20 protein-coding genes and 1 tRNA gene are annotated in these 22,781 nt (G+C 65.4%); 6 read left to right on the plus strand and 15 right to left on the minus strand.

Translation table 11 applies throughout. The features are described 5' to 3' along the window. Window positions 1-25: 25 nt before the first annotated feature. The 8 genes from lnt to ACFWHR_RS11865 form a co-directional block, all read right to left on the minus strand. A complete protein-coding gene (gene lnt, locus ACFWHR_RS11830; RefSeq protein WP_382448498.1) occupies window positions 26-1,693 on the minus strand; it encodes an apolipoprotein N-acyltransferase in 1,668 nt (555 codons plus the stop codon). After that, complete coding sequence (locus ACFWHR_RS11835; RefSeq protein ID WP_382448499.1) at window positions 1,690-3,960, minus strand: DEAD/DEAH box helicase; 2,271 nt, start codon at window positions 3,958-3,960, stop codon at window positions 1,690-1,692. Before ACFWHR_RS11835 ends, lnt begins: the two co-directional genes overlap by 4 nt. Further along, window positions 3,957-4,808, minus strand: coding sequence for a twin-arginine translocase subunit TatC (gene tatC, locus ACFWHR_RS11840; protein ID WP_382448500.1), 852 nt, complete (start codon window positions 4,806-4,808; stop codon window positions 3,957-3,959). The genes ACFWHR_RS11835 and tatC overlap by 4 nt, the downstream gene beginning before the upstream one ends. Window positions 4,809-4,852: 44 nt before the next feature. Then, entirely contained in the window at window positions 4,853-5,860 is a 1,008-nt protein-coding gene (locus ACFWHR_RS11845; RefSeq protein WP_382448501.1) for a helix-turn-helix transcriptional regulator, read from the minus strand. Continuing rightward, window positions 5,853-6,923 carry a helix-turn-helix transcriptional regulator gene (locus tag ACFWHR_RS11850; protein WP_382448502.1) on the minus strand — a complete coding sequence of 357 codons (1,071 nt, stop codon included), beginning with the start codon at window positions 6,921-6,923 and terminating at the stop codon, window positions 5,853-5,855. Before ACFWHR_RS11850 ends, ACFWHR_RS11845 begins: the two co-directional genes overlap by 8 nt. A gap of 8 nt (window positions 6,924-6,931) precedes the next feature. Next, window positions 6,932-7,858: a peptidylprolyl isomerase gene (locus ACFWHR_RS11855; RefSeq protein WP_382448503.1), complete on the minus strand. Its 927-nt coding sequence runs from the start codon at window positions 7,856-7,858 to the stop codon at window positions 6,932-6,934. Window positions 7,859-7,947: 89 nt separating this feature from the next. Next, window positions 7,948-9,027 (minus strand): tRNA (adenine-N1)-methyltransferase, encoded by a 1,080-nt coding sequence (locus ACFWHR_RS11860; protein WP_382448504.1) that lies wholly within the window; start codon window positions 9,025-9,027, stop codon window positions 7,948-7,950. Further along, on the minus strand, window positions 9,024-9,785 hold the full coding sequence (locus ACFWHR_RS11865; protein ID WP_382448505.1) for an HAD family hydrolase: 762 nt from the start codon (window positions 9,783-9,785) through the stop codon (window positions 9,024-9,026). Before ACFWHR_RS11865 ends, ACFWHR_RS11860 begins: the two co-directional genes overlap by 4 nt. Before the next feature lie 40 nt (window positions 9,786-9,825). Here ACFWHR_RS11865 and ACFWHR_RS11870 point away from each other — a divergent pair, with 40 nt between their 5' ends. Then, window positions 9,826-10,947: a PAC2 family protein gene (locus tag ACFWHR_RS11870; protein ID WP_382448506.1), complete on the plus strand. Its 1,122-nt coding sequence runs from the start codon at window positions 9,826-9,828 to the stop codon at window positions 10,945-10,947. 11 nt (window positions 10,948-10,958) lie between these two features. On the opposite strand, the gene mshC is transcribed toward ACFWHR_RS11870, so the two are convergent. From mshC to ACFWHR_RS11885, 3 genes are all read right to left on the minus strand, one after another. Then, window positions 10,959-12,203, minus strand: coding sequence for a cysteine--1-D-myo-inosityl 2-amino-2-deoxy-alpha-D-glucopyranoside ligase (gene mshC / locus ACFWHR_RS11875; protein ID WP_382448507.1), 1,245 nt, complete (start codon window positions 12,201-12,203; stop codon window positions 10,959-10,961). Beyond that, window positions 12,203-13,105, minus strand: a complete 903-nt coding sequence (locus ACFWHR_RS11880; protein ID WP_382448508.1) for an undecaprenyl-diphosphate phosphatase — start codon at window positions 13,103-13,105, stop codon at window positions 12,203-12,205. The genes mshC and ACFWHR_RS11880 overlap by 1 nt, the downstream gene beginning before the upstream one ends. Window positions 13,106-13,248: 143 nt before the next feature. Then, window positions 13,249-14,562, minus strand: coding sequence for a M20/M25/M40 family metallo-hydrolase (locus ACFWHR_RS11885; RefSeq protein ID WP_382448509.1), 1,314 nt, complete (start codon window positions 14,560-14,562; stop codon window positions 13,249-13,251). A gap of 81 nt (window positions 14,563-14,643) precedes the next feature. Between ACFWHR_RS11885 and ACFWHR_RS11890 the strand changes: the two genes are divergently transcribed. Both ACFWHR_RS11890 and ACFWHR_RS11895 read left to right on the plus strand, forming a co-directional pair. Then, the gene (locus ACFWHR_RS11890; RefSeq protein WP_382448510.1) at window positions 14,644-15,594 is read left to right on the plus strand and encodes a DMT family transporter; all 951 of its coding nucleotides are present in this window, start codon (window positions 14,644-14,646) and stop codon (window positions 15,592-15,594) included. A gap of 4 nt (window positions 15,595-15,598) precedes the next feature. After that, complete coding sequence (locus ACFWHR_RS11895; RefSeq protein ID WP_382448511.1) at window positions 15,599-16,513, plus strand: dihydrodipicolinate synthase family protein; 915 nt, start codon at window positions 15,599-15,601, stop codon at window positions 16,511-16,513. 53 nt (window positions 16,514-16,566) lie between these two features. Here ACFWHR_RS11895 and ACFWHR_RS11900 read toward each other — a convergent pair. From ACFWHR_RS11900 to ACFWHR_RS11910, 3 genes are all read right to left on the minus strand, one after another. After that, a tRNA-Leu gene (locus ACFWHR_RS11900) sits at window positions 16,567-16,651 on the minus strand. A gap of 103 nt (window positions 16,652-16,754) precedes the next feature. Then, window positions 16,755-17,261, minus strand: coding sequence for a Cys-tRNA(Pro) deacylase (gene ybaK, locus ACFWHR_RS11905; RefSeq protein ID WP_382448512.1), 507 nt, complete (start codon window positions 17,259-17,261; stop codon window positions 16,755-16,757). Window positions 17,262-17,271: 10 nt separating this feature from the next. After that, complete coding sequence (locus ACFWHR_RS11910; RefSeq protein WP_382448513.1) at window positions 17,272-19,083, minus strand: DEAD/DEAH box helicase; 1,812 nt, start codon at window positions 19,081-19,083, stop codon at window positions 17,272-17,274. A gap of 100 nt (window positions 19,084-19,183) precedes the next feature. Between ACFWHR_RS11910 and ACFWHR_RS11915 the strand changes: the two genes are divergently transcribed. Continuing rightward, window positions 19,184-20,011 (plus strand): SGNH/GDSL hydrolase family protein, encoded by an 828-nt coding sequence (locus ACFWHR_RS11915; RefSeq protein ID WP_382448514.1) that lies wholly within the window; start codon window positions 19,184-19,186, stop codon window positions 20,009-20,011. 22 nt (window positions 20,012-20,033) lie between these two features. Next, window positions 20,034-20,378: a spore germination protein GerW family protein gene (locus ACFWHR_RS11920; RefSeq protein WP_382448515.1), complete on the plus strand. Its 345-nt coding sequence runs from the start codon at window positions 20,034-20,036 to the stop codon at window positions 20,376-20,378. Here ACFWHR_RS11920 and gluQRS read toward each other — a convergent pair. Next, window positions 20,368-21,315, minus strand: coding sequence for a tRNA glutamyl-Q(34) synthetase GluQRS (gluQRS, locus tag ACFWHR_RS11925; protein ID WP_382448516.1), 948 nt, complete (start codon window positions 21,313-21,315; stop codon window positions 20,368-20,370). The two genes, ACFWHR_RS11920 and gluQRS, sit on opposite strands and share 11 nt — an antisense overlap. 85 nt (window positions 21,316-21,400) lie before the next feature. Between gluQRS and ACFWHR_RS11930 the strand changes: the two genes are divergently transcribed. Beyond that, complete coding sequence (locus tag ACFWHR_RS11930; RefSeq protein ID WP_382448517.1) at window positions 21,401-22,771, plus strand: FAD-binding oxidoreductase; 1,371 nt, start codon at window positions 21,401-21,403, stop codon at window positions 22,769-22,771. Window positions 22,772-22,781: the final 10 nt, after the last annotated feature.

Below are 22,781 nucleotides of genomic sequence, written 5' to 3' on the forward strand. Positions count from 1 at the left end.
CATAGCGTACACAGGAGAAGGGGTGTTACACGCCATCCGGGGCCGAGCGCCGCGAGCCGCGCGTGGCGTATGACTCCGCGCGTCGACGCCGAACGAGGCCGGCCGTGCCCGCCACAAGACCAAAGAGACCGAGAGCGGTCCAGACCAGCGCAATTGCCGCTCCGAAGCGGAGGGCCAGCGTATCCCCGCTCACAAGCGGCACCTCAGCCACCATCGAATCACGCGTGTACGGGGTCAGCGTCGCAAGGTCACGACCGTCGGGCGCGACGATCGCACTCGTACCCACCGTTGAGTCATTCACGACGGCGCGGCCCGTCTCGACGGCGCGTGTGCGGGCAATTGCGAGCTGCTGAGCATTCTCGTCGGTGCGGCCGAAGTCGGCGTTGTTCGTCTGCGCAAAAATAATCTGCGCGCCGTCGGACAACATGTCCGCGGCGTGGGCGTCAAAGATAATGTCGAAGCAGATAGCGATGCCGGCCTGCACAGTGCCCGCCGGGGTAACTACCTCAAGCGCCGACGGGCGCGTTCCCGGCGCGTAATCGAGTTGCACAAGGTCAACCAGATCCGGCACGATCGCGTGAAAAAATGGCCGATTCGGCATATATTCCGCGAACGGCACGGGGTACCGCTTGTCGTAGCGTTCACCGGTAGGGCCATCGCCGTCCCACACGAGCGAACTGTTGCTGTAACTGCCGTCGGGGTTCGCCAGCACTGATCCGACAACGATCGGCGCGCCGGCGCGCTCGGCTAGCTTTGCCAGGCGCTGACTGCGCAACGGATTGTCGGGGGCGGCGAATTCGGCACTGTTCTCCGGCCACACGATGACATCAACGCGCTGACCATCTGCCTCGAGCTGATCGAGCAGGTCCTCGGTGGCAGCAAAGTGATCGCTGATGACCCCGCCGGCCTCGCGATCGTCGAAGATCCCAGATTGGGAATTACCCTGAACCGCCGCGACTCGCAACGTGCCTGTACTCGCGAGCGGCACGGCAGGCAGCGCAGCGAGCACCACGAGCAGCGCCAGCGACAGTGACACAGTCGCGAGCACGGGGCGCACTGACGAACGCCCACCGCGTCCCGCGAACGCGGCCGCGATCGGCAGAGCGCACGCGAACGCGAGTGCGGCCGATAGCCCGGCGAATCCGAGCCATGAAACGGACTGCAGGATCGGGCCGTTGGCCTGCGTGGTCGCAAGCCTGCCCCACGGGAAACCACCGTAGGGTACTGAGCCCTGCAACTGCTCGCGCACAAGCCACAGGCCGGCAACAGTCGCTGCCTGCCAGAAAACGACAACACCGGGTCGTGACGCCAGGGAAGGGAGCGAGCGAATCCCCCGAGTCGCGACCGCCGCGGCGAGTCCGAACAGGCCGTACCACAGCATCATCACCGCACAGAGCGCCGCCCATGGAATGAGCCCCAGGTACAGCGTGAGCCAGCCGATGTGCGGCATCCAGAACGCGGCGCCAGCGAGCAGCCCAGCGACGAAGCCCCACCCAGCTCGCTGCTGCCAGACACTGGCGCACACAAGAGCAACCGCCGGGAACATGAGCGGCCACCACGCGAGATCGGGCGTCGCCGCGTCGAGTAGTAGCCCCCCGGCAATCGCGGCAGCTGCAGAGACGTACCAGCGGAGCACGCGGCCACGAGCGGGGTCGGAGCGCAACAGCCACGACCCACGAACAGCGGCGCTCACGAACTACTCGACGCTTCGACGATGCCGCGCTTCACGCTGCGTTTTGCTTCGCGCGCGAGCCGGGCGAGGTCGCCGAGTCGATCCTCATCGACTCCGTCGAGCACAGCAGCCTCGCACGCCTGCGCGACCTGATCGAGCAGGTCGATGGTCTGTTTTGCCCACCGCACGAAGTCGCCCGCGCCGATGCCCGCCGACTCAAGCACCTGTTCGATCGGCCGCCCGCGCGACCACGAGTGCATAGTGCTCGCAAGACCGGCGTGCGGCATCTCGCTGCGCGGCAAGCGCGATCGTTCGGCAAGATCATCGAGTCGCACCCAGGTGTCGAGCACCCGATCGTGCGCCTCAGCGAAGGCCGCCCCGGCAGGCAATCTGCCCTCACCCTCATCATCGCGTCGCGGCTCGTAGCTCAGGACGCAGCACATCGCCGCAAGCCCGGCAGCGTCGAGACCGCGCCAGGTGTCTTCACGAATGCACTCGGCGACGAGCAAGTCGCGGTCGCCGTAGATGCGGCGCAGCAGATTTCCCCACGGGGTAACGTTGGGTTCGCCAGAGCGGTCGGCTTCGAGGTAGCCGAGCTCGAGCAACTGCTCGACCACGCGATCGAAGGTGCGCGCGATCGTGCCAGTGCGTGACGCGATCTGGCGCCGGCCGCGTTCAATGCGGCGACGGAGCTTGCGTGCGCGATCCTCCCACCGCTTGCGGTCTGAACCCTGCGCGCGCGCCGCCGCCGCATCGTATCCCGCGAGAGATTCCTGTTCGGCACGCAACTCGCGCGCCTGATCGACGACGGCACGGTCGGCCTGGAACTGTGCGAAAGACAGCTCCAACATGTCGCGCACGCGGGCGCGATCCATCCGCTGCAGCAGATTGACCGTCATGTTTGCCGTCGGCCTGAAGCTCGACCGCACGGGGAAGGACCGCGCGCCAGCGAGGTGCGCGAGGGCTTCAAGGTCTACGTCGTCACTCCAGACGACGACGGCGTGCCCCTCGTCGTCGATACCGCGTCGGCCAGCGCGGCCGGTCAGCTGCGTGAACTCCCCCGAGGTCAGCGGCACGCGCTGCTCGCCGTTGTACTTGTCGAGTCGCTCGATGACGACGGCGCGTGCCGGCATGTTGATGCCGAGCGCCAGCGTTTCCGTTGCAAATACGAGCTTCACGAGCCGACGCTGAAACAGCCGTTCGACGACAGATTTGAAGGCGGGCAGCAGCCCTGCGTGGTGTGCCGCGACACCGCGTTCGAGACCCGCGAGCCACTCGCGCACGCCCAGCACGCGCCGCTCCTCATCGCTCATTCCCTCGACCTCGGTACGGGCAATGCGACGAATCTCGTCGCGCTCCTCGCGCGTCGTGAGCGTGATGCCCTCGGTCAGACACTGCCGCACAGCCTGGTCGCAGCCGTTTCTGCTGAAGATGAACACGATCGCTGGTACGAGGTCCGTCTCGTCGAGCGCGCGAGCAATATCAGAGCGCGAGATGCGGCGAGAACGGCGCACGGGTGGGCGGCCGCGAGATCGCTCGCCACGGCCGCGATCCCGCGAACCGCCCCGCCGGTCGAGTTCGAGCAACTCGGGATTCAGCCGGCCACCGGTCGCAAGCTCGCCTGCGCGATCTACGTACAGCGGAAGCAGCGCCCGCGACGTGAGCACGTGCTGGTAGAGCGGCACCGGTCGGTGCTCCGACAAGATCACGTCGGTCTCGCCGCGCACGGCGTGCATCCAATCGCCAAATTCCTCCGCGTTCGACACCGTCGCGGAAAGGGACACCAACCGCACCTGCCGCGGCAGGTGCAGAATAATCTCTTCCCAGACAGCGCCGCGGAATCGGTCGCCGAGATAGTGCACTTCGTCGAGCACCACACATTCGAGGTCATCGAGCGCGTCCGAGCCGGCGTAGATCATGTTCCGGAGCACTTCGGTGGTCATCACAATGATGGGGGCGTCACCGCGAAGCACGACGTCACCCGTCAGTAGGCCGACCTCGTCTTCGCCGTACTCGTTGCAGAGTTCGCGAAACTTCTGATTCGACAGGGCCTTGATGGGCGCCGTGTAGAAGATGCGGGCGTCTCGCTCGCGGCGCGCGAGGTAGACCGCGAACTCCGCGACAGTGGTCTTCCCTGAGCCCGTGGGCGCGGCAACAAGCACACTGCGGCCCTCTTCGAGCCGCTCGCACGCCGTGCGCTGAAATGTGTCGAGTGGGTACTCGAGCTTCGCTGCAAACGCATCAAGGGCGGTTTCTACCGAGGGCTGAACCGTCTCGCGCGAACTCATGAACGTCCTTTCGCGCGCCCGGGCTCTTCCGGCTTCGCCGGCGCCTCGGTCGCGTCTTCGAGATCATAGTCCGCGAGCTCAGCGGCGCGGCGTTTGTCGACCCTGCGGTCGTGTAAGAGGGCGATACCTGCTGCGATGAAGAACAGCAACACGATGGGAGCCGCGAGCAAGAACATGCTCATCAGATCGGCCGCGGGGGTCGCGATCGCCGCGAACAGAATGATGACGAGGATCGCGATGCGCCAGCTGCGAATAATCGCCGCGCCGCGAAGCACGCCGATAAAGTTCAGCATCACGAGCAGCACCGGCATCACAAATCCGACACCAACGGCGAGCAGCAGTTTGACGGCGAAGTCGAGGTAGTTTCGCGCGTTGAGATTGAACGTGTCTTCTTCCGGCTGAAAACTCGCCATGAGGCGGACAATGTTGGGGAGTACCAACCAACCTGCGTAGGCGCCGCCAAGAAACAGGGGCACGGCCGCACCAAGAAAACCGACGCCCGTGAGTTTTTCGCGCCGCGTCAGACCGGGCGCGAGAAACGCCCACACCTGATAGAGCCAGACGGGCGACGCGATCAAGATCGCGATGAACAGCGCGATCTGCACCTTCGTGTCGAAGCCGCTGGAGATGTCAGCGTAGGAGATTTGCGCGTCGCGGCCGGAGTCCACAAGATCTGTGACCGGCTGCCGCAGCATGTCCCAGACCCAGGGCGACAGAAACCAGCCGGCGACGAGGGCTACGACGATGGCCGCGGCCGAGATCATCAGGCGTTTGCGAAACTCGACGAGGTGCTCACCGAGGCTCATTCGCCCATCGGGATTGCGCCGCTTGCGCGCCTCGGTAGCCATTGGTTTAGTGTATCTCAGCGATGGTGACGAACAGCTCGATGCGACTACGCGCCGTATGCCGAAAGCGCCCGCTCCGACCACTGTCGAACGGCAGCGCGCGCCGCCTCCGGCGACTCAATTTCTACGTCGCCCGGTACGACCTGTACCAGTTGCACCGCGGTCCCGGCGTGCCACGCATCGACGCGCACGCGCACCCGACCATCTTGTGCCTCATCGAGCACCTCCGGGGCGAATCCAGCGAGCTGTGGAAGCGCGGCCTCGGTGACCAACGCAACAATGGCGGCCGTATCTGCGATGTCGATGCCCTCGCTCGCGTTGCGATACGGTTCGTCGAACGTGCTCGTGTTCGCCGGTGGGTAACTCTCGTGCAGCGATTCATCTGCGCCGCTCAAGTCACGCACGCGCACCTCGCTCATTTGGTCGACTCGGAACGTGCGGTCGGCTCGACGATCCTCGCAGTACCCGCGCAGGTACCAGGTGCCTGCCCCCTGCGTGAGCGAGTGCGGTCGCACCGTGCGTTGCGAGTCGGTGCCGGAAGCATCGCGGTAGACGAAGGTCACTGTGCGCTCTGCCTCGATCGCGGAGACCAGCTCGGGCAATCGAGCGTCGTCTTGTACGTCAGTGACCGATACGGGAGCGGTCGGTGCGGCGCCGAGCGCGGCGCCCAACTTCGCAGCAGTTGCCCGTGCGAGCTCCGCGTCTTCCGGACTGAGCATGCCGGTGAGCGCCTGCAGACCAGCTATGAGGGCGGCGGTCTCGAGCGGCGCGAAGCGCGGTGTCTCGTCGACACCGACGGTGCGAGTGAGGCTCACCACGTCGTGCTGGTCAAGCGCGTCCCAGTCGATGTCGAACAGGTCTTCATCTTGGTAGCTGAGGGTCTCACCCGGCACACCAGCCGTGCCGAGAAACCGGACGAGCGTGCGAACGAGCTCAGGCGGCACTGCGAAGCGCTCAGCGATCTCCGCAACCGACGCTGATCCGACATCGCGCAGATACGCGACCATGGTGAGCAAGAATGTCACGCGCTCCGGCGCGAGCACCTGTTTACGCATGCGGCTCCTCTGCGCCGGCGTGCACTGCCGCTATCCGACGCAGACCGGCGACCACCAACTCGCGCAACGACTCAGGCTCGCACACCGAAACGTCAGCGCCGTACCCGATCAGTTCGGACGCAAATACGTGCGGGTCGAGCACGCCCACCTCGATCTCAACGTGGTCGCTCGCGGCGCATCTGACCGAGGCGCGCGATGCATCGATCCCAGCGCGGGATGACAGCCGGGCCTCCGCAATGCTCCCCTTGCGCACGCGCAGCACGGCCCTGCGCTCGTGACGGAGTCGCTCAAGGTCGGCCACAGCGGAGTCTGCCCTCGTGCGGAGCTCAGGGTCGAACGGCTCGTTGAGCTGTTGCACACGGCCTTCGATTCGCGCCAAGAGAAATGTGCGGGCGGCATCGCGGTCGAGATCCCATGAGACAAGATGCCACCGCCCCTCGGCGCGATGCAAGCGAAGCGGCGCAACGTGACGCGCCAGCGGTTCGTCCCGATCGGGCAGGCGATACGCAAAACGAACCGCGCGACCGGCGTCGATAGCCTGCTGCAACGGTGCCGCGGCCGCTTCCGCGGTTCCCAGCCGCGGCGCGATGCCCAAGTGTTGCACGTCGAGTCCAGCTCCCAATGCTTCAAGCTTCATCGCAGCGCGCCGGGACTCGGCGCTCAGGCTCCCCTCGCTCCACGCGAGCGCGGCGAGACGCAGCAGCATGAGCTCCCGTTCGGAAAATCGCAGATCCGCCGGAAACTGCAGCCGGTCCTTCGAAATCCGGTAGCGGGTGAGGTGATTGTTGCCCGCCTCTTGCGGGTCATCAAAAGCCTCGATCTGAATACCGAGCGATCGCAGCTGATCTTTATCGCGCTCGAACTGCTTCTCGAGAGCAACGCTCGTCTCACCATGCTGGTAGCGGTCTGCGTACCCGTACACGGACGAGAGCAGCTCGCGCTTGGTCGCCCCGAATGGGCTGACTACGAGCGCCAGTACGAGGCTAAACAGCCGCTGCTCACTCGGTACTGTCGAGCGTTGCGGCTTCTCGGAACGGGTCGACGCCGTTGAGCTACCCGCCACCGGCTGCCTCAGCTGACCCCGAGCACGTCGATCACGACGACGCGCGCGCCTGCGCCAGTCACGTGTTCGACAACGACGAGCTGCGAACCCACACGCGCGCCCGTCAGCTCGGCGCGGTAGCTCACTCCAGCCGCCGTCGCGTCGGTCTCGTTCGGGAGCAACGTCAACCCGGTGTCCCAGGTGTTCTCTTGAACCGTGCCGTCCCAGCCAACGGAGAGCACCTGCGCGATGACGGTGTCCGACTTCGCGACCTTGTCACCGTCGCCGGCAATACGCACGGCCGTTGTGGTGCCCGTAGGAGCTTCGGTCGGCGGCAAAACAACGCCGGGTCGACCCTTGTCGTTTGTGACGACTGCGGGGAATCCGTTGGGCAGGCCACGCGCCTTCCCCTCGGTCGCGGTCGGTCCCGTCGAAACTACGTCGATCACGCCGATCACGTTGGCATCCGGAGCGGCACCGAGCTGGGTCGCGATTTGAGCACTGTCTTGCGGCGATAGCGCCAGCACGACGCGGTCACCGGGCACACTGCATCGCACGGCTTCGCTGAGCGGATTTGCCGTCGCCTTCGACACGAGCAGCGGCTGAGATGGCTGCGTTGAATCTGCGAAACCAGCGCTCGCGTAGAGTGAGTCGCCGCTTGCCGCATCGAAGAATGCCATATTGACGCCCACGAGCGATTGCTCGCCGGCAACATAACCGTCAGAGTCACCCGTCTCGACGACTGAGCGCTGAGAAGTGAGAATTTTGACGCTCTTCGGAGCTGAGATCTGTGGTGCTTCACCGAAGCTGCCGAGCACGGTCGTGCCGTCGCTGAGTGCTCCCGGCTGCAGCGAAGGAAAGCAGTCGGCGGCCTGCGCCTGTTGCGCACTGCAGCCTGCTACCCCGCCGAGGAGCAGCACAGCAGCTGCGGTTGCGGGGATAATGCGACGGAGCATGAGCACCTCTCGAGGAAGCCGACGTGAACCCGCCTATCCTATCGAATCGCGACTGAGGGAACACACGCGACGCGACCGGATAGTGCGATCTATTCTGCTACGGAGTCTCCGGGGGTAGCGCTCTCACCGCCGCGCTCACGAGCGAACTGCTGCGTCTCTCGCACCTTCTTGCGAAGCACCTTGTCACTCTTCGGGCGCTCTCCCACAGCCTCGGGCGTCCACACCTCGGCGCTCGTCGGCGCCTCCCCCTCGGGTCCAAGATCGGGAAGCCAGTTCCCCAGATCCGTATCGCTGAAGTCGCTCTTTGAGGCGCGTCGCTTCAGTTCAGGAAGCACAGTGCCCGGTGCCAATCTGCGCGCGGTCACAAGAAAACCGGTGTGCGCGACCATTCGATGATCGGGCCGCACCGCCAAGCCCTCGACGTGCCAGCCGCGCACGAGCGTCTCAGATGCCTGCGCGTGCGCGAAATCACCGCTTCGCCGAATCTGTTCGACTGTGCGCGAGAGCTGCGTCACAGTTGCGACGTAGCAAATCAGCACCCCGCCCGGCGCCAGTGCCTCGGCCGCAACGTCGACACACTCCCAAGGAGCAAGCATGTCGAGCACGACACGGTCGATGCTGCCCGGCTCGCAGACAGCTGGCAGCGTTTCTTGGAGGTCTCCGACGGTTACGCGCCAGTTTTCGGGCACACTCCCCGCGAAAGCAGCAACGTTTGCCGTCGCGATTTCCGCGAACTCGTCGCGCCTCTCAAACGAGAAAAGCGCGCCTTCCGGGCCGACACCGCGCAGCAGATGGAGCGACAATGCGCCCGAACCGACGCCGGCTTCCACAACTCGAGCGCCGGGGAAGATGTCAGCGAGTGAGAGGATTTGCGCCGCGTCTTTCGGATACACAATTGCCGCGCCGCGCGGCATCGACATCACGAAATCGGAGAGCAGCGGGCGAAGCGCGAGGTATTCCTCACCACTGCTGTTCGTCACGACCGAGGCATCGGGCAGGCCAACTATCTCAGAGTGGGGAATCAGCCCACGGTGGCTGTGAAACTCACCGTCTACCACCAGCGTGATCGTGTTGAGCCGCCCCTTCGGCCCCGTCAGCTGCACGCGGTCTCCGTAGCCAAATGGGCCCCGAACCGCCGGAGTGGCGTGTGTCGTTTCGTGCTCGCTCACTGTTGGACTCCCGTTTCGGTATTCGCTGAGGGTGAAGGTGTAACAGAATCTTCATGTGCTGAGACCGCACCGCGCAGTGCCAGATACCGCGCCGTCAGACGGTCAGCATCGACGCCTTCGAGCGTCGGCCAAATCTCGTGGGCGGGGGCGTTCGACAGGTCAAGCAGGTTCGGAATGCCGATCGCGATCGCGCCGGCCGCGTGCGCAGAGTGCACACCGGTTATCGAGTCTTCGAGCGCAACGCACTCGGTGATCTCAACCCCGATGAGGTTCGCGCCGCGAAGGTACGGGTCAGCGTGAGGCTTCTCGTGCTCAACCTCGTCGCCGCCGAGCACAGCGACGAACAGTTCGCCGGGAAGCAGCGCCACAACAGCGTCGGCAATCTCGCGCACTGCCATTGTGACGAGTGCGCTGGGAATGCCAGCCGCACGCAGAGATTGCAGCAGCTCAACCGCGCCCGGTCGCCACAGCGGCGCTGACTCAGCGAGACCAGCAATTACCTTGGTCGTCCACTCGGAGATGATCTCGTCGATCCCGAGGGGTACTCCGAGTTCTTGGAATCGGCTAGCCGCAGCTCGCAAGCCCGAGCCGACGAGACTGTCGCTGATCTCGCTCGTCAGCTCGATGCCGTAGCGGCCAAGCATCGACAGTTCGGCATCGAGCCACAGCGGCTCTGAGTCGATGAGCGTGCCGTCCATGTCCCACAGCACGGCGGCTGGCCTGGCGTCGGGTGTCCGCTCAGAGAGGAATACATTCATCCGAACCAGTCTAGTGATCGGCAGCCGATACCCTGATCGTATGCCCACTCCCTCCGCCTCGAGTTCACGCGTCATGATCGTTGCGTTCCAGGGTTGGAGCGACGCCGGGGATGCGACCACCGAGGTGCTCCAGCATCTGGGCGGCATGCTCGATGCAGAAGTCCTCCATGTGATCGGCGCTGAAGGTTATGTCGACTTCCAAGTGCATCGCCCAAAGATCATGTTCGATGAGTCGGGCAAGCGCGTGCTGGAGTGGCCAGATACCCGGCTGTTTGGGCCCGTACAGCGACCGGGACGTGCTTCAGAATCGGCCGGATTCGCGCGCATAGCAGAACCCACGTCACCCGAATCCGGGACGTCAGGCGACGAAGCGGCGGGAAGACCGGAAGGGACTCCGGCGCCCGCCGCGGCGACCGACAGTGACACGGTGCGACGCATTGACGGGAGCCCGGTCACCGACCTCTTCTTGCTCGCGGGTGTTGAACCCGCGCGCGACTGGCAGAACTTTGCCGACGAGATCGTTGAGCTCGTCGATGTGTGGGCCATCGACTTCGTGATCATTCTCGGCTCCATGTTCTCGGACGCGCCGCACACGCGACCGATCGTCACGACCGTGACATCAGAGAACGAGGCGCGCCGGGCCGAGACTGGCGCCGTGCGCAGCAACTATGAGGGCCCAGCTGGTATCTCATCGGTCATCGATCTTGCCCTCGCAGAGGCCGGGATTGAGACGCTGTCACTCTGGGCACAGGTGCCCCACTACGTGCACAGCACGCCGTCGCCGAAAGCTTCGCTCGCGCTGCTCGACAAGCTCGAAGAGTTGCTCGACATCGTGATCCCCCGTGGCGAACTGCTTGTGCAGGCCAACGAGTGGGAGGCGAACATCAATCGCATCGCCGAGGCTGACGAAGACATGTCGCGCTACATTCGCAAACTCGAAGAATCACGCGACGAAGAACTCGCCGCTGAGACGACGGGCGACGCGATCGCCCTCGAGTTCGAGAAGTTCTTGAAGGGCGGGCCTCGTTTCGCCCGAGATTTGGACTTCCCCGCCGGGTCGCCGGATCGCGCGGCCTCACCCGACCCGTCGCCGAACGCGAATACCGGCGAGGACGAAGATCCGCCCGCCCCAGATCAGGCCCGCGAAGACCCCACTGCCTAGCTGTCCGCGCGCTAGAGCTGCACCCCGAGCAGGGCCAGCACTGCGTCGGCCACGAGGGCCGGGGAATCCACGCCGTTGTCGAGCGCGGCGTCGAGGTTTGCGAGCATTACCGGGGTATCGAGGTCGTTCGCGATCGCTGACCGCAGCTGCCGCACGACCGCTGCCGCGGGCATCGGATCTTCGCTGGTTCGTTGCAGCCCCGCGCGCCACGCCTCAAGCCGGCGGTTGGCCATGTCAAGGTCGCTGTCGCGCCACTCCCACTCAGAGCGATAGTGGTGGGCCAGGAGACCGAGACGGATCGCTGAGGGATCTGCCCCGCTGTCGAGCAGTTTCGAGACGAACACGAGGTTTCCGCGAGACTTCGACATCTTGTGTCCGTGATACGACACGAGGCCCGCGTGGCAATAGGCGTGTGCGAGGGGTGTCCCGGATAGCGCGGTCGCGTGCGCTGCCGTGAACTCGTGGTGCGGGAAGACGAGATCCGAGCCGCCGCCCTGCACGGTGAACGCGCCACCGAGGGCACCCCGCGCAATGACCGAGCACTCGATGTGCCAGCCGGGCCGGCCTGCACCAACGGGGCTCTCCCAGCTCGGTTCACTGGCGCGTGCCGCGCGCCACAGTAGGGGGTCGAGCGGGCCGCGCTTACCAGGCCGCTCAGGGTCGCCACCTCGCTCGGCACTCAGCCTGAGCATCAGGTCGTGATCGTAGGGTGCGACGTCACCGAGTCGCCACTGTGATTCGCGCTCTGCAGCAGCGGTGTCAAAGTAGATGTCGTTGTCGTCAGCGTCGTCGGTCGGCACGAAATAGGCGAAACCGCGATCGAGTAGCTCGCGCACGGCTGCAGCGATCTCATCGATCTGCTCTGTAACCGCAACGTAGTGCTCCGGCGGCAACATGCCCATGCGGTGCATGTCGGAACGGAACAACCCGATCTGCTCGTCCGCGAGCGCTCGCCAGTCGACGCCGGTGTCATTTGCACGCTCGAGCAGCGGATCGTCAACGTCCGTGATGTTCTGCGCGTAGACCGTTTCGATACCGGCATCGCGCCAGGCACGCTGCATGATGTCGAAGGCGAGGTAGGTGAAGGCGTGGCCCAGGTGCGTCGCGTCGTACGGCGTGATCCCGCAGACGTAGAGCAGCGCGCGTCCCTCAGGCATAGCCGGGTGTTCAAGGCGCTCAGTCGCGGTGTTAAACAGTTTGGGGGCAACGCCGGTGCCGGGCAGCGTAGGCAGTTCAGGGGCAGTCCAGGTTCTCATCAGAGTGCTCCGACCGTGAGCGCGTGGGCGACAGCGGGCGCCACCGTGCCGGAAGCGGCAACTGACGAGCCGCCATCAGCGGAAAGCACGCCTGTTGCGAGCAGCGCAATGATCACGCCACCGAGCAGCACGCGGTACACGACGAAAGGCATGAAACTGCGCTTCGAGATGTACTTCATAAACAGTCCGATCACGAAGAGCGCGATCACAAACGCGACGACCGTTGCAATCAGGGTGAGTCCCATCGGGGTCTCCCCCTCGGGCGCGCGTACGGCTTTCACGACCTGATAGAAGCCCGAGCCCAGCACGGCCGGAATTGCGAGGAGGAACGAATAACGAGCGGCGGCTTCGCGGGTGTACCCCATAAACAGACCAGCCGTGATCGTGCCGCCCGAACGTGAGACACCGGGGATGAGCGCGAGCGCTTGCGCGAGACCGAAGATGAGGCCGTGCTTCCACGTCAATGTTTCAATTGGACGCGCTTTGCGTCCGACCCGGTCAGCGACGCCGAGCAGCAGGCCGAAGACGATGAGGCTGACCGCGACAAACCAGAGCGAGCGCAGCGTGGTCTCGATCTGATCCTGAAACAGAAGTCCCAAAATCACGATGGGCAGCGTGCCAATGATGATCCACCAACCCATCAGGGCGTCGGGATCATTACGCGGTACGCGCGTTCCGCCGAGCGACTGGAACCAGCGCCCGATGATCCGCACGATGTCACGCCAGAAGAAGACGATGACCGCCGCTTCGGTGCCGATCTGCGTGATCGCGGTGAACGCGGCGCCCGCGTCACCGATGCCGAGCAGCTCGCTCGCGATGCGCAGGTGCGCACTCGACGAGATGGGCAAAAACTCGGTGAGCCCCTGAATGATACCGAGGAGGATCGCCTCGAAAATTCCCATGATTCCTTTCCAGGCGCTGCGACGTGAACGAACTGTCGAAGCGCATTCGGGCCGCGGACCAGACTAGCTCACGCCGCCCCGAATTCTCATGAAGCCTGCGGCACGCCGTCAGCTGCGATCAGCCCGGTTGCCGATCAATGTGCTCAGTATGTCCGCAGCAGATCGACGAGCACGCCGTGCCCGAAGTCGAGCGCGTCAAGGGGTACTCGCTCATCGACGCCGTGGAACATACCGGGGAAGTCGAGATCGGCGGGCAGCCGCAGCGGCGCGAACCCATATCCCGTGATGCCGAGACGCGCGAGCGACTTATTGTCGGTGCCACCGGAAAGCAAATACGGAAGGACCCGCGCTTCGGGGTCCGCGCGCTGCAAGCTCGCGGTCATCGCCTCAACCAGCTCACCCGCGAACGGCACCTCGAGCCCGATGTCTGAGTGCACCTGCTCAAGCTCTATATCATCACCGATGATCGCGCGAATCTGGTCGAGAATGGTGTCCTGATCAACAGGCAACGCGCGCACATCGACGAGCGCCTCAGCGGTGTCAGGAATGACGTTGTGCTTGTAGCCGGCGTTGAGCACGGTCGGATTGCTCGTGCTGCGCAGGCTGGCCTGAATGAATCCGCCGCCCTTGCCCAGCCGCAGCACCAATTCTTCGGGGGCCACTTCCCGCGGGTCTTCACCCAGAATCGCCGCAATCGCATCCACGAGCTCACGGGTTGTGTCGGTGAGCGCGACCGGCCACTCGTGTCGGCCCAGCGCGGCAATCGCTTCGGCGAGTCGCGTCACCGCGTTGTCGTGCCACACCCGCGAACCGTGCGCAGCCGTACCGCGTGCGCGGAGCTTGATCCACTCGAGCGACTTTTCGCCAGTCTGAATGAGGTACGCCCGCGTGCCAGCAATGTCGATCGAATACCCGCCGACCTCGCTAATTGCCGTCTGCGCGCCAGCGAAAAGCTCCGGATGATTCCGCACCAGGTACTGAGCACCGTACACGCCGCCGTTCTCTTCATCGGCGAAGAACGCCAAGATCACGTCGCGCCGCGGACGCTCGCCCGCACGCAGCAGCTCGGCAATTGCCGTCAGGATCATCGCGTCCATGTCTTTCATATCGACAGCGCCGCGCCCCCACAGCATCCCGTCTTTGACGACACCGGCGAAGGGGTCCACTGTCCAGTTCGCCGGGTCGGCTGGAACGACATCGAGGTGCCCGTGCAGCACGAGTGCGGGCAGCGTCGGGTCTGCTCCGGAGACACGGGCGACGACGCTCGCGCGGCCCGGATCTGACTCGAAGATCTCAGGCTCGAGGCCAAGGTCGCGCAGGTACGCGGCAACGTAGTCAGCGGCTGGCCGCTCGGGCTCGGCGTCGCCACCACCGCGGTTTGAGGTGTCAATACGAATCAAGTCGCGGGCTACGCGGGCCGTTTCTGACAGCGCGTGCTCAGAATTCTCGAGGCTCATGACTTAAGCGTAGCTCGCGCTCTCCCCGCGATAGGCTCGGCTTGAGACCGACGCGCGAAGCGGGCGGCGACGAGGGGGTGCATGCGCGTGTCGACACGGTCGGTGCCGGTGGCGGGGTTTGTGCTGGCGATTGGGTCTGCGGCGAGTTTCGCACTCTCCGGTATCTTCGCGAGCGCGCTCATCAGTGCGGGGTGGTCACCAGGCGCGGCCGCGGCCGCTCGCATCACGTTCGCCGCGATCGTGCTGGCCGGACCGACCCTCGTGCTGTTGCGCGGTCAGTGGACGCGTGTCTGGCGGGCGTGGAAATCGATCCTGCTCTTTGGCGTGCTCGCCGTGGCGGGCTGCCAGCTCGCGTTCTTTCTCGCGGTCGAGTACATTCCCCCGAGTCTCGCGCTGCTCATCGAGTTCATGGGTCCCGTTTTGCTCATGATGTGGCTGTGGGCGCGGTCGCGCGTGTCACCCGGGGCAATCACACTCGTCGGGGCGGCAATCGCCGTGCTCGGACTCGTCGCGGTGTCGTTCTCGGGCGGGGGCGACGTTGTAGGTGGGTTGCACCCACTCGGCATTGCGTTCGCTCTGGTCGCTGCCGTCGGCAACGCTGCCTACTACGCGACAAGTGCGACGACCACGCACGGCATTGCCCCACTGCCGTTCGTTGGCTTGGGCCTTGCGGTCGCAGCAGTCATGCTCATCGTTGCCTGCGGCACCGGCGCGCTCCCGTTTGTTGCCACACCGGGCCCGGTGACGATCGCCGGGGCGCAGCTCTCGCCGGTACTCGCAGTCGCCGGCATGGTGCTGATATCAACCGTGATGGCGTATGTGCTCGGAGTCGCTGCTGCGCGGCGGCTGGGCGCGACCGTCGCGAGCTTCACCGGATATTCAGAACCGTTGTTTGGCATTTTTTGGACTATCTTGCTGCTCTCGGTGATACCGACGGGCATGCAGTGGCTGGGTGCGGCGCTGATCGTCGCAGGTGTAATCGCGGTGAAGTTTGGTGAGCTGGCGTCGTATCAACGGAAACAACGGGAGTAAGACGATGCAATTTTCGGGTCTCAGCGCGTTTCCGCTCACGCCGTTTACCCACACGGCCGATGGCGGCGAGGAAGTCGATGAACGCGCCTTCGCTGCTCTCATTGAGCGGCTTGCGGACGCCGGTGTCGATTCAATCGCTGCGCTCGGATCGACGGGGTCGTATGCCTATCTGAGTGTTGCGGAACGCGCGCGGGTCGCTGAAGTCGCGGTGCAGCACGCGGGCGACACTCCCGTAATCGTCGGTGTTGGGGCGCTCCGTACGCGGGATGTACTCGCGAACATCGCGCACGCAGAGTCAGCAGGGGCGGCTGCACTGCTGCTCGCTCCCCTGGCCTATCAGCCGCTCACGGACGACGACGTCTACGGGCTGTTTCGCGCCGCATCAGAAGCGTCAGAGCTCCCGGTGATCGTCTACGACAACCCGGCCACAACTCACGTGACCTTCACCCTCGAACTGTATGCGCGCATTGCCGCGCTACCGGGGATTGCGTCCTTCAAGATTCCCGGTATTCCGCTTGAGGAGAACGAGTTTCGCGCCCGCGTCGAACAAATTCGTGCCGTCATTCCCGAGCACGTCACCATCGGTATATCTGGCGACGCCGTCGCCACGACCGGGCTGCTCGCCGGTTGTGACGCGTGGTACTCCGTGATCGGCGGCACGCTGCCAGAACCGGCACTGCGCATCACGCGAGCATCACTCGCGGGCGACCGCGTGACGGCCCGCGCCGAATCCGATCGTTTGGCACCGCTCTGGCGCCTGAACGCAGAACTGGGGGGCAGTCTGCGCGTCGTCGCGGCGGTCGCCGAACACCTCGGGTTGGCTCCCGCGCGGTGCCTGCCGCTCCCCCTGGAGGGGCTCACGGCGGCCGACCGCGCTCGCGTTGCCGAAGCACTGAAACGTATTGAGACACGAGACTGAACCCCCGCACAACCAAAAGAGGCTCTCCATCAGGAGAGCCTCTTTCGTTCACGTGCGCGGAGGGGGACTTGAACCCCCACGCCCTAATACGGGCACTAGCACCTCAAGCTAGCGCGTCTGCCATTCCGCCACCCGCGCGAACGATTCGGAACCTTCATCGGCCGAACAGAAGATAACTTAGCACGGTTTCTCGGGGCGAATCGAATCGGGTCGTGATCTCGCGCGCGTCGTACACCGGTCGCTACGAACGGCGCGCAATGGGAGCCCACCGGGCCGCCGTCGCGCGCTGCAGGTCGGCGGGCGCAAGTTCGAGATCGAGCCCGCGGCGACCGCCAGAGACGAGCACCGTGTCGAGTTCGCGAGCTGACTCGTCGAGCACCGTGGTCAACCGTGTGCGCTGACCGATCGGGCTGATTCCCCCGAGCACGTAGCCTGTTTTTCGCTCGGCGGTTGTCGGATCCGCCATCGCTGCGCGCTTGCCCCCGAGCGACGCAGCGAGCGCTTTTAAATCGAGCATTCCCGCAACCGGCACGACCGCGACGACAAATTGGCCGTCGACCTCAGCGAGCAGGGTTTTGAACACCAGGTCGGGAGACACACCGAGGGCGGCTGCCGCCTCTCCCCCGTAGTCGGTCACCGCTGGATCGTGAACGTAGGCGCGCGCTGCGAAGGAAATGCCCGCCCGAGCGAGCGCCACCGTCGCGGGCGTCGACGCGCTCGACGCCCCAGTGGCGTGCTTCTTGGCCATGCGTGACAGCTTACGGGCGCAGCCGCCGCCTGAGCAGTTCGATGCGCTTTTGCAACTGCGTCACCGATGCCTGCGCCACCGCGGGGCCACCACACACCCGCCGCAGCTCGGTGTGCACATCCTTGTGGGGCTCGCCAGACACCTTCGAGTACATGCCAACGAGCGAGCTCAGCAGCTTGCGTTGCTCCCCCAGGGTGCGGTGCAGTGCCTCGGGCGACTCTGCCTTCTCCGGCGCGTGCTCGAGAATGCCCTGCCGCCCGGCGCTGCGGCGCGCCTGTTTGGCCTGCCGCTGCTGCAGCAAAGCCTTCACGTCTTGCGGCTCCAGCAGTCCGGGGAAACCCAAAAAGTCGAGCTCTTCCTCACTCTCGACCTCTGCGTAGCCGCCGAACTCGGCGCCGTCGAAGACCGCACGGTCGAAGTGCGCGTCTGACGCGAGCGCTTGATACACGAACGTTTCACCGTCGACCAGCTCAGACGACGCCTGATCACCGCGTTCGGCCTCCGCCATCATTGCTGCCTCGGCGTCCCACATTTCCTCGGCGCTCTTCGGCCCTTCGAGTACGTGGTTGCGTTCCTTCTCAAGCTCCGAGGCGAGTTGCATGAGCGCCGGAACGTTCGGAATGAACACCGAAGCGACCTCTCCGCGGCGACGCGAACGCACGAATCGGCCAATCGCCTGTGCAAAGAACAGCGGCGTTGATGAGCTCGTTGCGTAGACCCCCACGGAGAGCCGCGGAACATCGACACCCTCCGACACCATCCGGACAGCGACCATCCAGCGCGAGTCGCCGCTCGAGAACTCGTCGATCTTCGCGGAGGCGCCAGCATCGTCGGAGAGAATCAGGGCGACCTGCTCGCCAGTAATGTCAGCGAGCTGGGAAGCGTACGACTTCGCAGAGGCATGATCGGTCGCGATGACCAGTCCGCCAGCATCGTGCACATGCTGCCGCACCTCCGTGAGGCGCCGATCGGCGGCCCGCAGCACCTTACCGATCCAGTCGCCCGCCGGGTCGAGTGCCGTACGCCAGGCCTGCGACGTGACGTCTTTGGTGTTGCCCTCGCCGAGCGCGGCTTCCATCTCTTCGCCAGCAGAAGTCTGCCACCGCATCTTGCCCGCGTAAACCATGAAGATCACGGGGCGAACGATGCCGTCAGCGAGCGCGCGCCCGTATCCGTAGTCGTAGTCCGTGAGCGAGAGCCGCGAACCGTCACCCTGCGGCGCGTACTGCACGAACGGGATGGGCGCTTCGTCGGAGCGGAACGGGGTTCCCGTGAGTGACAATCGCCGACGCGCGGTGCCGTAGGCCTCGCGGATCGCGTCTCCCCAGCTGAGCGCGTCGCCGCCGTGATGCACCTCGTCCATAATCACGAGGGTGTCGTCGTGCTCGGTGAGCAGCCGGTGCTGCACCGGCTTCATGGCGACCTGCGCGTAGGTCACCACCACGCCGTGAAAATGCCGCCCGTACGCGAGTCCGTCGCTGTTCGAGTAGTTCGGGTTCAGGCGAATGCCCGCGCGCGCGGCTGCATCGGCCCACTGCGTCTTGAGATGCTCGGTCGGGGCGACGACGATAATCTGGCGCACCGTGTGATTGGAGCGCAGGATCGCCGCGAGTCTGAGGGCGAAAGTGGTCTTGCCTGCCCCCGGCGTTGCAGAGGCAAGAAAATCGCGCGGAGCGGCGTCAAGGTAGCGTTTGATGGCCTCTTCCTGCCACGCGCGCAGCGTTCCAGCGGTGCCGTGCGCCGCGCGTTCCGGATACGCGGGAGGCAGGTGCTCAGCTGCACTCGTCCCAGGAAGGTGGAGGCCCGGGTCCGAATCTGTCACGACGTTCTAGACTATCGCTGTATGCCGTGCGCTGCGTCTGTATGGACGCCCGCGTGTGGCTGCATCATCAACCCCCCCCCACACACACCCGAGGTGAGTCATGGCACAGGACGGCAGCGTCGAACAGACCGGAGTCGAACTCCCGTGGTCGCGGTTCGTCGCGCTCGGAGATTCCTTCACCGAGGGTGTCGGCGACCCCGATGCTGACAGCCCGGGAGGGCTGCGCGGCTGGGCTGATCGATTTGCAGAGGTACTCGGCGCGTTTGACGACGAGTTTGCCTACGGCAATCTTGCCGTGCGCGGCAAGCTCATTCAGCAGATCGCCGACGAGCAGGTGGACGCGGCACTCGACTTGCGCCCCGACCTGATTAGCGTGTGCGCGGGCGGCAATGACGTGATTCGCCCCGGCACCGACCCGGACGAGGTCGCAGCGAAGCTCGAGCGCATTGTTGAGCGGCTAAGCGTCGGCGGTGCGACGATCATGCTGTTTACGGGAGTGGACACGGCGTTCCAGCCGGTGTTCCGCTCGATTCGCGGCAAGGTCGCGATCTACAACGAGAATGTGCGAAAGGTTGCCCTTCGCCACGACTGCATCGTCGTCGACCAGTGGGCGCTCGACGAGCTGCACGACAGCCGCTACTGGGCGGGCGACAGGTTGCACCTGAATGCGCTCGGCCACCACACGATCGCGCGCGCCGCGCTCACCGCGCTCGGTATCCCACACGATCTCGCACCGCTCGACGTACCCGCTGTACCAGTGCGTAACTGGCGGGAAGCGCGTCGTGACGACGTGGTGTGGGCGCGAGAGCACTTCGTGCCGTGGGTGATTCGACGCATCAAGAAGGTCTCTTCCGGAGACAACATCGAGGCCAAACGTCCGACCGCCGTATCCCTGCGAAGTTCCCGTCACGGGAGTGCCGAAGCGTAGGTCGAGCGAGTAGGGTGGGGCCATGACTCACCTGACGAAGCAGATCGCAGACACTCTGGTAGAAGTTGGCGTGCACTCCGCGTACGGCGACCCCGTTGACGTCGATGGCACGACCCTGATTCCGGTCGCCTACACGGCGTACGGCTTTGGCGCTGGCGAGGGTGCCGGGGCGGGCGAGGGCATCACCCAGGGCGAAGGCTCGGGTGGCGGTGGCGGTGGCTTCGCCGTGCCGATCGGTGCCTATGTCACCCGCGAAGGCACGACTCGCTTCGAGCCGAACATCATTGCGCTGCTCGCCGTCGGCACCCCGTTCCTCTGGGTCGCCGGTCGCGCACTCGCGCGGATCATCCGCGCACTCAAGAAGTAGCGAGGTTTTCCGCGCTTGCCCAGGTCCAGGCTGACCTGGGCAGTTGCGCGGGATCAAATCGCTGAAGCATCTGGTGTGCTGTGACGACCTCACCTGCGCCCGCGAGATTCAGCGATTGAGCAAGCACCGAGCGCACGCGATCCGCTGTTACCCCCTCGGCACGCAGGTCATTGAGCGTCACCGCGCCGTCGCGTTTCGCCAGCCGAGCGCCGCTCTGACCGAGTACAAGCGGCACGTGTGCGTACTCGACCTCCGGCGGCGACGGCAGCTTCAGTAACCGCTGCAATACGATCTGCCGCGGCGTCGATGATGCGAGGTCGTCGCCGCGCACAATCTGGTCGATGCCCATTGAAGCGTCATCGACGACCACCGCGAGATTGTAGGCAACCACACCGTCTCCGCGGCGAAGCACGAAATCGTCGATAGCTCCCCCGACACGGCCCATCAGAAGGTCATCGAAGCTCGGGGCGCTGACCCCGTCGGGCACGCGCAGTCGCAGCGCGGGTCGTCGCGGGGCGATGCGCTCGCGTGCGAGTTCGCGCTCGGTGTCACTCCGGTCACGGCACGTCCCCGGGTACGCGCCCGGCGGCGCGTGCGGGGCACTAGGCGCGGCGAGAATGTCGGCGCGCGAGCACGTGCACTCGTAGACGAGCCCGGCGGCTTCAAGCTGCGCGAGCGCGGAGGCATGGTCGCCGCCGAGCCGCGATTGCAGCACCGGATCGCCGTCCCAGTCGAGGCCGAGCTGCTCGAGATCGGCGAGCTGTCGGTCGGCCGATCCGGCGTCGCGCGCGCGATCAAGGTCTTCGATGCGCATCAAAAACTGACGTCCGCTTGTTCGTGCAAAACACCAGGCGAGCAGCGCGGTGCGCAGGTTCCCGACGTGCAGGTCGCCCGACGGGCTCGGCGCATATCGCCCCGCCCCGACACCAGCACTCATGCCAGCAATTCTCGCACGGGAGCGGGGTGCGCCCGGCGCCGAGCATCGGGCGATACGCTGAAGACTCGACCGCAAGGAGGCGCACGTGCTCAACCCCCGTTTCGACGAGCAGCCCGACATCTCAGAGTTGCAGGCTGCGCTGACGACCCGGCTCGTCAGCGATCCGCAACTCGTCGCTCCGTATGCCAGGGATACCTCCCGCGCGGTGGCGACCGGCGCTCCGATTGCCGTCGTGCTCGCGGAATCAACCGCCGACGTGTCGACCGCACTGGCGTGGGCCACTCGCGCGGGCGTGCCGGTGAGCGTCCGCGGCGCCGGCACCGGGCTCGCGGGTGGCGCGATGGGGTACGACGGCGGGCTCGTGGTGTCGCTCGAGCGAATGACGGCGATCCTCGACATCGACGTCGACAACCGATTGGCGACGGTGCAGCCGGGCGTCATCACTGCGACGCTCGATGCGACCGCGCGCGAACACGGTCTCTTCTTTCCGCCCGACCCGGCGAGCGCTCGCATCAGCACAGTGGGCGGCAACATCGCCACCAACGCCGGCGGGCTCCGCTGCGTGGCGCACGGCGTCACGACCGATTCCGTCGCAGCGCTCGAGGTCGTGCTCGCCGACGGCCGCGTCATGCGCACCGGCGCGCGCACGCGCAAGAATGTCGTCGGATACGACCTCACCCGACTGTTCGTCGGTTCCGAAGGCACGCTGGGCATCATCACTCAGGCGATCGTGCGGTTGAAGCCCGTAGCACCGGGGTCGCCCCGTTCGTTCCGCGCGAGCTTCTCGTCACTCGAAGACGCGGGTCTCGCGGTCACCGCGATCGTGAACGGACCTACTCAGCCGGAAGTGCTTGAGCTGATGGATTCACTGAGCGTCGAGATCATCGAGTCATTCCACCCGAGCGGGCTGGAGGTACCCGCTGGTGCGATGCTCGTCGGCCAGACGGTCGGCCTCGACGCCGAGACGAAGGCGGAGGACATTACAACGCTCTGCCGCACGCTTGGCGCGGACGACACGGAGATCTCTGAAACGGATGCGCTGCTCGAAGCGCGCCGCCTCTCAAACCCGGCATTGAATGCACGCGGGCTCAAGATTTCGTGTGACGTCGGCGTGCCAGTCGCAGCGCTCGCTCGGATGTTCCACGGTGTTGCCGAGGTCTCGGCGGCTCACAGTAAACGCGTGTCGACCGTGGCCCATGCGGGGGACGGCAACCTGCACTGCACGGTCGAATCGCCGGATACGCCGACCGGGATATCCGAGGCCGACGCCGTGATCGACGACATCACCCGGCTCGCACTCTCGCTCGGCGGCACGATTTCGGGCGAACACGGCATCGGCTCGGTCAAGCGCCACGAGCTGGGTTGGCAGCTCGACGAGGTCGCGCTCGACGTGCAACGGTCGATCAAGGCGGCTCTCGATCCGGGCGGCATTCTCACTCCGGATCGCGCGATCTAGTCGCCGCGCT

It is taken from the genome of Leucobacter sp. NPDC058333 (assembly GCF_042726155.1).
Taxonomy (GTDB): Bacteria; Actinomycetota; Actinomycetes; order Actinomycetales; family Microbacteriaceae; genus Leucobacter.

Excerpts from the sequence above, each read along its gene's own strand:
- ybaK (WP_382448512.1), bottom strand. The coding sequence starts at position 17,261 with ATGGCCAAGAAGCACGCCACTGGGGCGTCGAGCGCGTCGACGCCCGCG.
- gluQRS (WP_382448516.1), bottom strand. The coding sequence starts at position 21,315 with ATGAGTGCTGGTGTCGGGGCGGGGCGATATGCGCCGAGCCCGTCGGGC.
- mshC (WP_382448507.1), bottom strand. The coding sequence starts at position 12,203 with ATGAGAACCTGGACTGCCCCTGAACTGCCTACGCTGCCCGGCACCGGC.
- ACFWHR_RS11885 (WP_382448509.1), bottom strand. The coding sequence starts at position 14,562 with ATGAGCCTCGAGAATTCTGAGCACGCGCTGTCAGAAACGGCCCGCGTA.
- ACFWHR_RS11895 (WP_382448511.1), top strand. The coding sequence starts at position 15,599 with ATGCAATTTTCGGGTCTCAGCGCGTTTCCGCTCACGCCGTTTACCCAC.
- ACFWHR_RS11845 (WP_382448501.1), bottom strand. The coding sequence starts at position 5,860 with ATGCGTAAACAGGTGCTCGCGCCGGAGCGCGTGACATTCTTGCTCACC.
- tatC (WP_382448500.1), bottom strand. The coding sequence starts at position 4,808 with ATGGCTACCGAGGCGCGCAAGCGGCGCAATCCCGATGGGCGAATGAGC.
- ACFWHR_RS11870 (WP_382448506.1), top strand. The coding sequence starts at position 9,826 with ATGCCCACTCCCTCCGCCTCGAGTTCACGCGTCATGATCGTTGCGTTC.
- ACFWHR_RS11920 (WP_382448515.1), top strand. The coding sequence starts at position 20,034 with ATGACTCACCTGACGAAGCAGATCGCAGACACTCTGGTAGAAGTTGGC.
- ACFWHR_RS11855 (WP_382448503.1), bottom strand. The coding sequence starts at position 7,858 with ATGCTCCGTCGCATTATCCCCGCAACCGCAGCTGCTGTGCTGCTCCTC.
- ACFWHR_RS11865 (WP_382448505.1), bottom strand. The coding sequence starts at position 9,785 with ATGAATGTATTCCTCTCTGAGCGGACACCCGACGCCAGGCCAGCCGCC.
- ACFWHR_RS11835 (WP_382448499.1), bottom strand. The coding sequence starts at position 3,960 with ATGAGTTCGCGCGAGACGGTTCAGCCCTCGGTAGAAACCGCCCTTGAT.
- ACFWHR_RS11915 (WP_382448514.1), top strand. The coding sequence starts at position 19,184 with ATGGCACAGGACGGCAGCGTCGAACAGACCGGAGTCGAACTCCCGTGG.
- ACFWHR_RS11890 (WP_382448510.1), top strand. The coding sequence starts at position 14,644 with ATGCGCGTGTCGACACGGTCGGTGCCGGTGGCGGGGTTTGTGCTGGCG.
- ACFWHR_RS11880 (WP_382448508.1), bottom strand. The coding sequence starts at position 13,105 with ATGGGAATTTTCGAGGCGATCCTCCTCGGTATCATTCAGGGGCTCACC.